The organism is Priestia sp. D3YE.R1 (genome assembly GCF_049199565.1).
In the GTDB taxonomy this organism is placed as follows: Bacteria; Bacillota; Bacilli; order Bacillales; family Bacillaceae_H; genus Priestia; species Priestia aryabhattai.
Window position 1 is genome coordinate 119,166 of record NZ_JBLTHW010000006.1, and the last position, 13,111, is coordinate 132,276.

Below are 13,111 nucleotides of genomic sequence, written 5' to 3' on the forward strand. Positions count from 1 at the left end.
GGACCTATAGGTTCTCGCTTGTTTTTTGCTGCATAGGCATTTTTTGTCCGAATACAAAAAGAATGATAAAAATAAAGCCAAGCATCCCGCTAATAATATTAAAAAAGCTGACATGATGAAAGAACTGAATAAAAGTACCGCCTATGTAAGGACCGGCCAGGCTTCCGATACTAAAAGCAATGCCGCATAGTAAATTACCTGTAGGAAGCAGACGAGCAGGAATCAAATCCGTCATATAGCTGATTCCTAAACTAAACGTAGAACCTACAACCATGCCTGCTATAAATAAACAAGCTACTAATGGAATAGCGGTGTCTTCCAAGAGACTTGCTGTAAAAAAAGTCACGGCTCCAATTGATAAAATCCATCCTAATACCAATTTCCGTCCGAATTTATCGCTTAGTATGCCAAGAGGAAGCTGAAAAACAATAGCTCCCACTGCAAAAGAAGTCAGCAGAAGTGAAATAAACTCTACTTGCAAACCAATTCGCAAACCATATACGGGAAAGCTTCCGTTCAGTGATGATTCTAAAAACCCATATCCAAAAGGCGGTAAAAAAGCAATCCAAGCATATTTAGCCGCTTTAGAAAATCGTTTAGCCGTTTCTTTTAATGAGTTCACCTCAACTTCCTGTAGGGGAAATTCATTTTTTATTAAAAACAAAAATACCCACGTTAGAAGACATAGAGCGGATGAAATCATAAAAGGCAGCGCTTGATTAATTTCAATTAACGGCGTCATTAAAGGTCCAACAGCAAAACCAATACCGAAAAAAAGTCCGTACAATGAAATATTTCGCCCTCGTTTATCAGCAGGGGAAGACGATGTAATCCACGTTTGAGTTCCAAAGTGCAGCGCGTGATCTCCTATTCCAATAAATAAACGGAGCACAAACCAAAATACAACAGATTTCCACAGGGGAAACAAAGCTAAAGATACAATAACTAAAAGTCCGCCTGCTGCGATAATTGGCTTGTATCCGTATCTGCGAAGCGGCGCTTCCATGAAAGGAGAAATAAATAAGATGCCCAGGTACAATCCAGTTGCGTTTAATCCGTTTATAGTAGAGGAAAGACCGTCTTTCTCAAAAATAATAGCAATTAAAGGCAGCAGCATGCCTTGGCTGAATCCAGAAATGGCGACAAGGCTAACTAAAATCCAGAAACGTTGTTGATGAGTAGCACCCATAGCATTTAACCTCTTTTTATCTATATTTTGTCAATCCAACTGTTTAATCGTACAAGGAAAACGCTTTATTGACAAGGATATAAACAGGCCGTGCTGTCCATTTGACATCTTTATGTAAGGAGAGTAGAATAAAATATGTAAATAGTTACATGTTTTTGTTTACAATTAAGAGGTGATTGCTATGATAGAACCAGGGTTAAAGAAAATAGCGACATTCACAATTAATGTTGGTACCCCGATTGTCATTGGTCATACAGGGTTAGGGAAAAAACAGTTTATCCCCATTAAGTCAGGTACTGCAAATGGAAAGATAAAAGGCTTAATCCTTCCAAGCGGAGCAGATTCTCAAATTATTCGTTGGGATGGCCGCGTCGATTTATCTGCTCGTTATGTGATTCACACAGAAGATGATGAACTTATCTACATTGAAAACAACGGAATACGTCAGGTTAGTAAAGAATTTAGAGAACAGGCTGCTGAAGGTGAAATTGTACCTCCAGAGCACGTTTACTTTCGTACGATTCCTGTCTTTGAAACTGGAAGTGCAAAGTATAAGTGGTTACAGGACCGCATTTTTATAGGCGCTGCTGTAAGAAACCCAGACAGCGTTGTGCTAGACATATATGAAGTTTTATAAATCAAATTAGAGGAGAGGTATAAACATGGAAAAATTTATTGGGAATCATATGATTTACACATACGAAAACGGATGGGAATATGAAATCTATATTAAAAACGAAAATACAATCGATTACCGTATTCATAGCGGAATGGTGGCAGGACGATGGGTTCGTGACCAGAAAGTAGATATTGTGAAATTAACAGAAGGTGTATATAAAGTATCCTGGACTGAACCAACGGGCACAGATGTATCTTTGAACTTTATGCCTGATGAAAAACGCATGCACGGCATTATTTTCTTTCCAAAATGGGTACATGAACATCCTGAAATTACCGTGTGCTATCAAAATGATTATCTTGATTTAATGCACGAATCCCGTGAAAAATACGAAACATATCCAAAATATGTTGTTCCGGAATTTGCTGATATTACGTTCATCAAAAATGTCGGAGCGAACAATGAGGAAGTTATCGCTCAAGCGCCTTACGAAGGAATGACGGATGATATTCGCGCTGGAAAATTAATTTAACATGGCGGCATAAAAAAGGCTAGGACAAAAGTATGTTAGTTGAAGGAAAATCCGAACGAATTTAATTCTTGATCAAGAATTAAATTCGTTCGGATTTTTTTATTGTGATGGTGCCCGGAAATAAAACCGCAGTGTAACAAGTAATCCATAGTGAGAGTAGTTGGTTATATAAAAAGCGGTTTATAATGAAGTAAAGGAGTGAAGAAAATGGAATTTAACATGAAAAAAGAAGAGGGTTTTACGACAAATCTTCCTTACGGAGAGCTGCATATCGCCGGAGATGAAGAGCATGGCTTTCGTCCTTATCAGTTAATGACATCGTCCATTGCCGTGTGCAGCGGAGGCGTGTTAAGAAAGATTCTAGAGAAAAAAAGAATCTCTTTTTCAGATCTACGCATCCAAGCTGATGTGACGCGCAATGATGAAAAAGCGGGGCGAATCGAAAAAATTCATTTGCACTATATCATCACAGGAGAAGACCTTCCATTAGATAAAATTGAAAAATCAATTGAGCTAGCTCGAAAAAATTGTTCGATGCTACAGTCGATTATTGACAGTATAAAAGTGACAGAAACCTTCGAAATAAAATAAAAGTGGACATTGTCCACTTTTATATTTCTTTTGGTTTGCTTCCGGCTTTATCAAAATAGCGCATGCGTTCAGGGGTCAGCTGAAGAAGCAAATAATTTGGATCATCTGGACTTTTAATCCACTCTTTTAACTTTTCATTCCAAAATTTCTTTTTTAACTCTTCGTTTGTTTCTACATTTACTTTGGCTTCTACCTCTACATACGGATCACTCCAACCTTGCCCATCATAGCCTAATAAAATATGAACGTAAGGGTTTTTTTCTAGTTCTTCGACTTTATGGGTATCTTTATTGGTGGCGGTGTAGAGCACAAGATCTTCATGAAAAAACATCATAAAGCGTGAATAAGGTTTTCCATCTTGAATCGTAGCTAACGTTCCGATTGTATAGTCATCCAGTACGGATAAAATTTGATTTTTTACATCATTACTCATTTTTTCACTCCTCATTCTATCTCATTATCCTTGGTAGTTTGGCTGATTTTTAAATATCTTAATCAAAAATCAATTAGGGGTTTATCATTTATAAAAATAGGTTAAAAATACTAACATTGACGGTGAGTCTATACAAATTCCATTAATTTGATATGATTGATTTTGTTGTCAAAAAATGAATAAGGTGGGTGTACATATCGATGATCAATCGGATTTTTCTTATAGCGGTTATTCTTGGGGTGCCGCTATCTGTTATTGGGCACATGATGCACTGGTCAGATGTTCTTATGTTTATTATTTACTGTTTAACAATCATTGCCCTCGCAGCTTTTATGGGAAGAGCAACAGAGAGCTTAGCTGTTGTAGCTGGTCCTCGAATAGGCGGTCTATTAAATGCCACGTTTGGTAACGCTGTAGAATTAATTATTTCTATTTTTGCTCTAAAAGAAGGCCTTACAGCCGTAGTGCTTGCATCGTTAACCGGTTCTGTATTAGGAAATCTTCTTCTTGTAGGCGGTCTTTCATTCTTTATCGGAGGACTTAAATTTAAGCGTCAAGAATTTAACGTCTATGATGCAAGACATAATTCTGGATTATTGATCTTTGCCGTTATTGTTGCGTTTGTTATTCCTGAAGTGTTTGCTAGCGAAATGGACGAAGCGAAGACCATGTCCCTAAGTGTTGGAATCTCCATTATTCTCATCATCTTGTACTTAGCGGCGTTATTTTTTAAGCTGGTAACGCATCGAGGCGTGTATCAGCATAAAAGTGAAGAAGTGGAAGAACATGAGGAGCCAGAGTGGTCAATGTGGAAAGCGATTGCGGTTCTCTTTTTGTCTACGTTAGCTGTAGCTTACGTATCCGAAAGCTTGGTAAGTACAATCGAAATTGTCTCGGAAAGCTTTGGCTGGAGTGAGCTGTTCATCGGGGTCATCATTGTAGCGATTGTTGGGAACGCGGCAGAGCATGCTTCCGCAATTATTATGGCTGTTAAAAATCGCATGGGTGTAGCAGTTGAAATTGCTGTTGGCTCGACTTTACAAGTAGCGATGTTTGTAGCACCGATACTAGTGTTAGTGTCGCTGATGTTCGAAAATCAAATGTCTCTTGTTTTTACGTGGCCGGAGTTGATTGCGATGGTAACAGCCGTATTTTTAACGATTGCCATTTCTAACGACGGAGATACAAACTGGTTCGAAGGTGCAACTCTTTTAGGCGCTTATATTATTATGGGAATTGGTTTTTATCTTATTTAAAAAAGAAACGTTCACTTTATGTGGACGTTTCTTTTTTGTAGGTGAATAGAAGAATTTCCCTTTTGGTATTCAGGATAAAACAGGGGATGTTTGAAAAAACTATGGTTGCATTCATTAACGATGTTGAAAGGAGTTTCTAGATGTTACGTAAATTGCTTTTATTTGTGTTTACCATCATTATTTCATTTTCATGTTCAACGAAGATCGCCATTGCTAAAACAGCTCAGCCTACCATCAACGTGCCTTCTTCAGCTTTAAATATTTCAAAAGAAAATACGTATCCAAATGCTAGTCAAGACACGCCTTATTTGCAGCCGAGTGAGTTCACAAAAGAGCTCATTGAAACGTCAAATGTAAAAATTGAAAACCCTGATTTAATTCGTATATTAAATGAATCAAACATTTCTAAAACTCCATGGGCAATTGGGTTCAGAGCAACCATTTTTTTAGGACAGTGGCCGTTAAATTATGAATCAACAGAAACAAACGTTAACTGGCAGCACCAGCGAATCAATACGAATCATTATGATAACAGAGCAGGAAAAACTCAGTACAAAATGATGTACAGTCAGGAAAATCAAAGCCATGTAAAAGGCGGATTAACAGCAAAAGTGCCCCAGCCTGATCATGTTAAACAAATGATGCTAATTGAAGCAGCTAAAAAAACAAAGCTCACTTTATCATTTCAAACGTTTGTAGGTGCCGGAACGAAAAAAGACCAGGTGTATAACGTAGCTCCCAAAAAAGTAGGTTATCTCTATGCGTACACGCCTGCCGTAAGTGAAAAGGGAAAAGTGACGTATGGAGAAGTGTATGTAACGGTAAAAGGCAGCAAGCGTTCAATTGTGGTGAGAAATGTAACGTCTCAAGGAATTGGAGCATGGATTCCAGTACAAGATTATGTCTCCTTAAGTTTTGGGGCTTACGATCAGCCGAGATAACAAAAAAAGAGATTCCCACGATGGAATCTCTTTTTGTTATTTTGTAATGTTCGCTTGGAGTTTGCTGAAATCAGTACCTTGATAATAGCTGTTTTTCACCAAAATATTAGGTCCCAAACACGACACTGCTGAACAATGGCAGCTAAGTTCTTTAGAAATCGTGCTTTGTTGCCACGTATCAAAAGCGTCTGTAAGTTTTGTATCTTGAATGTTGCCAAGAGGAGGCGTATCACCAAAATCAGTTACGATGATATCTCCGTCGAAAATATTTACATTTAGGCGAGAACGCCCGTCTGGATCGTTTCGAACGGTTACATTTTTACTGCTATACAAGCGCTGTAAAAGCGTTAAGTCTTCCTCGTTATTACTGCATGCATAAAACGGTAACGTGCCGAATAGCATCCACACATTTTCATCTCGAATATCAAGAAGGTGATGAATAGCTTGACGCATTTCAGGAAGAGATAATGTTTCTAAAGTGCTGGCAAAGTCACTTGGATACATAGGGTGTACTTCGTGACGCTGACAAAGCATTTCATCCACAATTTGACGATGAATTTTTTCCATATGAGGAAGCGTACGTTTATTTAACATCGTTTCAGCTGATACCGTTACACCTGCTTTTACAAGCGCGCGGCTGTTTTCAATCATACGGTCGAAATATTTGGCGCGCTGCTCATAAGTAGGCTTTCGCTCCATCATTGCAAAGCCAGCTTCCACAAAGTCATCCATCGTTCCCCAGTTGTGAGAAATATGTAAAACATCTAAATAAGGAATGATTTGTTCGTAACGAGCAAGATCTAATGTTAAATTTGAATTAATCTGTGTACGGACACCTCGTTCATGTGCATACTTTAATAAAGGCACCACATAATTTTTTACAGAAGATAGAGACATCATAGGCTCTCCGCCCGTGATGCTTAACGCTCGAAGTGTTGGAATTTCATCGAGACGTTTTAAAATTAAATCAAGAGGCAGTGCGTTTGGGTCTTTTGGCTGCAGCGTATATCCAACTGCGCAGTGCTCACATCGCATATTACAAAGCGTCGTTGTTGTAAATTCAACGTTTGTGAGCGTCGGTTTGCCATATTGTTTCATATCTAAATACGCTTCCCACGGATCGAACTCCGGGGTAATTCGTTGTAAAGTGGCCATAAAAAAACTCCTTTTATTTTTCCGTAAAGTGAAATGATGATGAAAACATCTCACGGTCCGTCCTGCTAGACTAAATTATACGTCCCATTCAAAACGGACACCAGTGACTATTATGGATTTTATTGCTTTTAGTTGTCAAATATGAAAGTATTCGTTAGGATATAAGGAAATACGAATGAAAAGCTATATCAGGAGGGTTTAAAATGGGAAACGCCGTTCGAGATAAAGATTCACAAGTACGTTATTTAAAAGATCGTTTAAATATGTTTGTACACGTATTAGACTCTATGGAGCCTGAAAACACAGATCTAGAAGACATTGACCGTTTGATCACAATGATTGATGACCTAGAAGCAAAATGTGAGCAGTTTAAAAAAGATAAAGAATGAAGAAGAAAAAAGCGCTAGAAAAACTAGCGCTTTTTTGCTTGAAGTGGAAATCCTCCTATAAAGGTCTTTCGAAACAATTTTTGAAGGAGTATAATAAATTTTGAAAGTTGTACGACAGATAGATAAATACATACATTAGCGGGATATGGGAGGAATTAAGTGATGATTGAAGCTTTAAAACAAAGCATGTACGATTTAATTGTTGAAACATCTACAAAATTGCCAAAAGACGTTCGACGTGCTATCGCAAAGGCAAAAGCGCGTGAAAATGCAGGAACGCGTGCAGCAATGTCTTTAGCGACCATTACCAATAATATTAAAATGGCGGATGATAATTTATCGCCAATTTGTCAAGATACAGGTATGCCAACATTTAAAATTAAAACCCCTGTAGGAGTGAATCAGCTTCAAATTAAAGAAGCGATTTATTGGGCAATTGAAGAAGCAACAAAGCACGGAAAGCTTCGCCCTAACTCTGTAGATTCGTTAACGGGAGAAAACAGCGGTAATAATTTAGGCGGAGGCACGCCGGTTATTAAGTTTGAACAGTGGGAAAATGACTATATTGATGCGCGTCTCATTTTAAAAGGCGGCGGCTGTGAAAACAAAAACATTCAGTATAGCCTGCCTTGTGAAGTAGAAGGATTAGGTCGAGCTGGCCGTGATTTAGACGGCATTCGTAAATGTGTGATGCACTCAGTATACCAAGCGCAAGGCCAAGGCTGTAGTGCCGGCGTCATTGGTGTTGGAATCGGTGGCGACCGTACAACAGGCTATGAATTAGCAAAAGAGCAGCTGTTCCGAAACTTAGATGACGAAAATCCAAATGCTCAGTTGAAAGAATTAGAAGAGTATGTAATGGAAAATGCCAATAAGTTAGGAATCGGTACAATGGGCTTCGGCGGAGAAACGACATTACTTGGCTGTAAAGTCGGCGTAATCAATCGTATTCCTGCTAGCTTCTATGTGTCAGTTGCGTATAACTGCTGGGCTTACCGCCGTTTGGGCGTTAAAATCAATGCCGATACAGGAAGCGTTCAAGAGTGGCTGTATCAAGAAGGCGAAGAAGTAGATTTTAATAAAAATGCAGGTGCAGAAGAGAAACAAAATGCGGATGAAACAAAAGAAGTTGTATTACAAGCACCTATTACAGAAGAGCAAATTCGTGAATTAAAAGTTGGCGACGTGGTGCGCATCAACGGTATGATGTACACAGGACGCGACGCTATTCATAAGCATTTAACAGATCACGATGCGCCAATTGATTTAAATGGACAAATCATTTATCACTGTGGTCCGGTTATGTTAAAAGATGAAGATGAAAAATGGCACGTAACCGCTGCAGGACCAACAACAAGTATTCGTGAAGAACCTTACCAAGGGGATATTATGAAGAAATTTGGTATCCGCGCGGTTATCGGTAAAGGCGGTATGGGTCCTAAAACGCTTGCTGCTCTTCAAGAGCATGGCGGCGTGTACTTAAATGCTATCGGCGGAGCTGCGCAGTACTATGCTGATTGTATCAAAAGCGTAGAAGGCGTTGATTTGATGCAGTTTGGTATCCCTGAAGCAATGTGGCATTTAAAAGTAGAAGGCTTTACAGCTGTAGTGACGATGGATTCGCACGGAAACAGCTTGCATGCAGATGTAGACAAATCTTCATTTGAAAAGCTTGAGCAATTTAAGGAGCCGGTATTTAAATAAACATACGTTCAGAGCGTATGGTAAAAAGTAACGTTCATGAACGAGAAAATTGAGTGGATACTAAGCGTAAAATGACTTCCGAAAGGAGCTTCTTATGCGCCGGTTCACCTTTTTTCTCGTTTTTTTATTCGTGATGTCAACAGGCCTAGAATCTGTTGAAGCACAAATGTATCCAAACACTCCGATCAGCTGGGGATTTCAAAAAAGTAAAAATCACAAGCCCGCATCTGCAGGTACAGCTTATGAACAAATTCTTGCTAAGTATGATGCGTTTTACCTCGGAGATACAACTAAAAAAGATATTTATTTAACGTTTGATAACGGTTATGAAAATGGTTATACACCGCAGGTATTAGACGTGCTCAAAAAAAGAAAGGTTCCTGCCACGTTCTTTGTAACAGGACACTATTTAAAAGAAGAGCCTAAGCTAATTAAGAGAATGGTAAAAGAAGGGCATATTGTCGGCAATCATTCATGGCATCACCCTGACTTAACTCAAGTGGATGATGCGCGTTTTAAAGAGGAACTGCAAAAAGTAAAAGATGAATACAAGAATATTACGGGTCGTGATGAAATGAAGTATCTTCGCTCACCTAGAGGTGTATTTAGCGAGCGAACGCTAGCTCTTTCAAAGCAAGAAGGCTATACGAATGTATTTTGGTCACTTGCATTCGTTGACTGGAAAGTGAATGAACAAAAAGGCTGGCGCTACTCATACGACAATATGATGGCTCAAATACATCCAGGTGCGATTATGCTTTTGCATACCGTTTCAAAAGATAACGCAGATGCGTTAGATCAAGCGATTGTGGATTTAAAAAAGCAGGGCTATACGTTTAGAAGTATTGATGATTTAATGAACGAACGCAAACAAATGAAGAAAAGTCCTTCTAAAACGAAATAAAGATAAAAACCGACGGGAATGTTTCTTCTGTCGGTTTTTTGCTGTTGAAGTGTTATAATATGCGTTGATGTCTTTTTTAAAGCGATACGGTCTAATAGGTTTTAAGCAGCTAAAGACCGTTAATAACTATATAAAGAATTTAAACTAATCGGAGTTGGTCTCATGAATAAACCAAAAACTGAAATGAAAGTTCAAAAAGGACAAACGTTTCCGTTGACTATAAAAAGACTCGGTATTAATGGAGAAGGCGTAGGATATTTTAAGCGCCAAGTCGTCTTCGTGCCGGGAGCATTACCGAATGAAGAAGTAGTTGTAGAAGCAACAAATGTTCAGCATAAGTTTGCCGAAGGGAAAATCAAGCGAATTCGCAAAAAATCTCCTCATCGCGTAGAAGCACCCTGTCCTATTTACGACCAGTGCGGAGGTTGCCAGCTTCAGCACTTATCCTATGAAGGTCAGCTAGAATCCAAGCGCGATATCGTTCTGCAAGCGTTCGAACGTCACAGTTCATTAAAAAAAGTAGAAGAAAAAACACGCCAAACGATTGGCATGGAAGATCCGTGGCGCTATCGTAATAAATCTCAGTTTCAAGTCGGCGTGGACAAACAAAAAGTCATTGCTGGTTTGTACGGACTGAATTCTCACCGCTTGATTGATATTGAAAACTGTCCCATTCAGCATAAAGCCACAAATCACGTGACAAAAGAAATAAAACGAATTTTACAAGACCTTCAAATCCCTATCTACAATGAGCGTAAACGCCGTGGAATTGTGCGTACCATTGTATCTCGAGTAGGATTTGAAACGGGTGAAGTTCAAATTGTCTTGATTACGGCTAAAAAAGAAATTCCGAAAAAAGAGCTGCTGATGAAAGAAATTCAGCGCCGCCTGCCGGAAGTGAAATCGCTCGTACAAAACGTAAACGGCCAAAAAACATCGCTTATCTTTGGAGACGAAACGTTTACGCTCGCTGGAAAATCAGTGATTCAAGAAACGTTAGGTGATATCTCATTCGAACTTTCAGCGCGTGCATTTTTCCAGTTGAATCCTCTTCAAACGGTGAAGCTATATGACGAAGTAAAAAAAGCAGCTGCGCTAACGGGCAGTGAAAAAATTGTAGATGCATACTGCGGAGTAGGGACAATTGGCTTATGGCTTGCTAAAGATGCCAAAGAAATTCGCGGAATGGACACGATTGAAGAATCCGTTGTAGACGCGCGAAAAAATGCCAAAGACCATGGATTTGAACATGCCACATATGTGACGGGTCCAGCTGAAAAATGGATGCCGCAGTGGGTAAAAGAAGGCTGGAAGCCAGACGTAATCGTCGTTGACCCTCCGCGAACAGGCTGTGATGACAAGCTTCTAAAAACAATTTTACAAGTGAAGCCAAAGAAAGTGGTTTACGTTTCTTGTAATCCATCCACATTAGCGAAAGATGTGCAGCAGCTGTCGAAGGCTTATCATGTTGATTACATTCAGCCTGTTGATATGTTCCCTCATACGGCGCATGTGGAGAATGTGGTGAGTTTGACGTTAAAGAAATGAATAGAAAAAGAGTAAAGGGCAGATTTGATTCTGCTTTTTTTTTGTTTGTGATAGGATGATTTTTATCACAAATAAAAGAACAAGGTTTTTATGTAGTGTCTTCTTTCAAAGAAGGAAAATAAATGAAAATAATTTTTCTTATTGACAAAGCATCCAACTGGTATTAGAATAAACAACTATTCGACAGTCATTCTATTGACTGAAAAATTTAATACGTAGAAAGCTATGATTGCTATGGATCACACTATAGCAGGAGCAGCTTCTGGAGAGATCGCGATAGTTTCGCGACGCCGAAGGGTTCACAATCTCAGGCAAAAGGACAGAAGAGTACCGGATATTTATTTGGCATGTTACTAATTGTTAGTATGTACCATAATATTTGTTATTCTTATGACCATGAGATTGGAGCGCATCCAATCTCTTTTTTTATTGGACTTTATTTTGTAGTCCGCACGATTGTATCAAAGGTTTTATTGTTAGGAGGAGTTAGAGTTGGAACAACGAGAATTAAAGAGGGATTTATCCAATCGTCATGTTCAGCTAATCGCGATTGGAGGAACCATTGGGACGGGATTATTTTTAGGTTCTGGTAAAGCAATACAGCTTGCAGGTCCCTCTATCATCTTTGCTTATTTAATTGTGGGTATTGCGCTTTTCTTTGTGATGAGAGCGCTAGGAGAACTACTGCTGTCTAAAGCAGGTTATCAATCGTTAACAGATATTGCTGAAGAGTATCTTGGACCATGGGCTTCATTTGTCACAGGATGGACGTACTGGTTTTGCTGGATCATGACAGCTATGGCTGACGTGATTGCCGTTGGCGTATATGTGAAATATTGGTTCAATCTCCCTCAGTGGATTCCTGCACTTATTTGTGTGATTATTTTATTAGGGCTTAACTTATTAACCGTAAAATTATTTGGAGAATTAGAGTTTTGGTTTGCTTTAATAAAGGTTATTACGATTCTTGCGTTAATTGTGATTGGCGTTATTTTACTGGTAATCGGATTTAAAACGGATACAGGATCGGTTACGGTTCAAAATCTTTGGAATCATGGAGGACTGTTTCCGAACGGGGTTTCAGGTTTCTTACTTTCATTCCAAATGGTTATTTTCGCATACGTCGGGGTTGAATTGGTAGGGGTATCGGCAGCGGAAACATCAAATCCCCAAAAAAATATTCCATCGGCCATTAATAAAATTCCGCTGCGAATCTTATTTTTCTATGTTGGAGCGCTTATCGTCCTTTTATTTATTAACCCGTGGATGGAATTAAATGCGGCAGAAAGCCCATTTGTTAAAACCTTTAGTTTAGTCGGAATTCCGCTTGCTGCTGGAATTATTAATTTTGTTGTATTAACTTCAGCCGCTTCTGCTTGTAATAGCGGAATGTTTTCAACAAGCCGTATCTTATATAATTTAAGTAAAAATGACCAAGGGCCATCTACGTTTGCAAAACTGAACAAAAACCACGTACCAAGCAGCGGATTGTTTGTATCTACGCTGGTTATCTCAGCGGGAGCTTTGTTAAGCAAACTGATACCAGACCAAGCTTTTGGCATCGTAACAACCATTAGCGCTATTTGTTTTATTTGGGTGTGGAGTATCATTTTGATTTGCCATCTAAGATATAAAAAAACGCGTCCGCAGCTGCATGCAGCATCAACATTCAAAGCACCGTTAACACCATTTATAAACTATGTTGTGCTAGCGTTATTTGCAGTGATTCTTATTATTATGCTGTTTTCTGATGCGACGCGCCCAGCCTTATTGTTGACACCCGTTTGGTTTATTCTTTTATTTGGTTTTTACTGGGCTAGAAGGAAAAAGAAATAGTAAATTGACGACCT

At 39.0% G+C, this 13,111-nt stretch carries 13 protein-coding genes and 1 riboswitch; of the genes, 10 read left to right on the top strand and 3 right to left on the bottom strand.

The genetic code is table 11. The features are described 5' to 3' along the window. Positions 1-4: 4 nt before the first annotated feature. Positions 5-1,189 carry an MFS transporter gene (locus ACOZIR_RS24870; protein ID WP_415383737.1) on the bottom strand — a complete coding sequence of 395 codons (1,185 nt, stop codon included), beginning with the start codon at positions 1,187-1,189 and terminating at the stop codon, positions 5-7. A gap of 181 nt (positions 1,190-1,370) precedes the next feature. Here ACOZIR_RS24870 and ACOZIR_RS24875 point away from each other — a divergent pair, with 181 nt between their 5' ends. The 3 genes from ACOZIR_RS24875 (at position 1,371) to ACOZIR_RS24885 (ending at position 2,931) form a co-directional block, all read left to right on the top strand. Further along, complete coding sequence (locus tag ACOZIR_RS24875) at positions 1,371-1,826, top strand: DUF3237 domain-containing protein (protein WP_045291976.1); 456 nt, start codon at positions 1,371-1,373, stop codon at positions 1,824-1,826. A gap of 25 nt (positions 1,827-1,851) precedes the next feature. Continuing rightward, entirely contained in the window at positions 1,852-2,340 is a 489-nt protein-coding gene (locus ACOZIR_RS24880; RefSeq protein WP_045291975.1) for a phenolic acid decarboxylase, read from the top strand. 207 nt (positions 2,341-2,547) lie between these two features. After that, positions 2,548-2,931 carry an OsmC family protein gene (locus ACOZIR_RS24885; protein ID WP_310878893.1) on the top strand — a complete coding sequence of 128 codons (384 nt, stop codon included), beginning with the start codon at positions 2,548-2,550 and terminating at the stop codon, positions 2,929-2,931. A 19-nt stretch (positions 2,932-2,950) separates the two neighbouring features. On the opposite strand, the gene ACOZIR_RS24890 is transcribed toward ACOZIR_RS24885, so the two are convergent. After that, the gene (locus ACOZIR_RS24890) at positions 2,951-3,364 is read right to left on the bottom strand and encodes a pyridoxamine 5'-phosphate oxidase family protein (protein ID WP_028412447.1); all 414 of its coding nucleotides are present in this window, start codon (positions 3,362-3,364) and stop codon (positions 2,951-2,953) included. A gap of 200 nt (positions 3,365-3,564) precedes the next feature. Between ACOZIR_RS24890 and cax the strand changes: the two genes are divergently transcribed. Next, positions 3,565-4,620 carry a calcium/proton exchanger gene (gene cax / locus ACOZIR_RS24895; protein WP_045291973.1) on the top strand — a complete coding sequence of 352 codons (1,056 nt, stop codon included), beginning with the start codon at positions 3,565-3,567 and terminating at the stop codon, positions 4,618-4,620. Positions 4,621-4,760: 140 nt separating this feature from the next. Beyond that, entirely contained in the window at positions 4,761-5,561 is an 801-nt protein-coding gene (locus tag ACOZIR_RS24900; RefSeq protein WP_028412446.1) for a YfkD famly protein, read from the top strand. 36 nt (positions 5,562-5,597) lie between these two features. On the opposite strand, the gene yfkAB is transcribed toward ACOZIR_RS24900, so the two are convergent. Then, positions 5,598-6,716: a radical SAM/CxCxxxxC motif protein YfkAB gene (gene yfkAB, locus ACOZIR_RS24905; protein ID WP_045291972.1), complete on the bottom strand. Its 1,119-nt coding sequence runs from the start codon at positions 6,714-6,716 to the stop codon at positions 5,598-5,600. Positions 6,717-6,919: 203 nt separating this feature from the next. Here yfkAB and ACOZIR_RS24910 point away from each other — a divergent pair, with 203 nt between their 5' ends. The 5 genes from ACOZIR_RS24910 to ACOZIR_RS24930 all read left to right on the top strand — a co-directional run bounded on the left by ACOZIR_RS24910 (position 6,920) and on the right by ACOZIR_RS24930 (position 13,097). Next, positions 6,920-7,105 carry an SE1561 family protein gene (locus tag ACOZIR_RS24910; RefSeq protein WP_013081532.1) on the top strand — a complete coding sequence of 62 codons (186 nt, stop codon included), beginning with the start codon at positions 6,920-6,922 and terminating at the stop codon, positions 7,103-7,105. A gap of 162 nt (positions 7,106-7,267) precedes the next feature. Next, positions 7,268-8,809, top strand: a complete 1,542-nt coding sequence (locus ACOZIR_RS24915; RefSeq protein WP_116758279.1) for a fumarate hydratase — start codon at positions 7,268-7,270, stop codon at positions 8,807-8,809. A 94-nt stretch (positions 8,810-8,903) separates the two neighbouring features. Then, the gene (pdaA, locus tag ACOZIR_RS24920) at positions 8,904-9,713 is read left to right on the top strand and encodes a delta-lactam-biosynthetic de-N-acetylase (protein WP_421536011.1); all 810 of its coding nucleotides are present in this window, start codon (positions 8,904-8,906) and stop codon (positions 9,711-9,713) included. Between the two features lie 162 nt (positions 9,714-9,875). Continuing rightward, positions 9,876-11,261 (top strand): 23S rRNA (uracil(1939)-C(5))-methyltransferase RlmD, encoded by a 1,386-nt coding sequence (gene rlmD / locus ACOZIR_RS24925; RefSeq protein ID WP_045291970.1) that lies wholly within the window; start codon positions 9,876-9,878, stop codon positions 11,259-11,261. Between the two features lie 252 nt (positions 11,262-11,513). Then, positions 11,514-11,594: riboswitch (glycine riboswitch) on the top strand. 159 nt (positions 11,595-11,753) lie between these two features. Next, positions 11,754-13,097, top strand: coding sequence for an amino acid permease (locus tag ACOZIR_RS24930; RefSeq protein ID WP_328120304.1), 1,344 nt, complete (start codon positions 11,754-11,756; stop codon positions 13,095-13,097). Positions 13,098-13,111 lie beyond the last annotated feature (14 nt).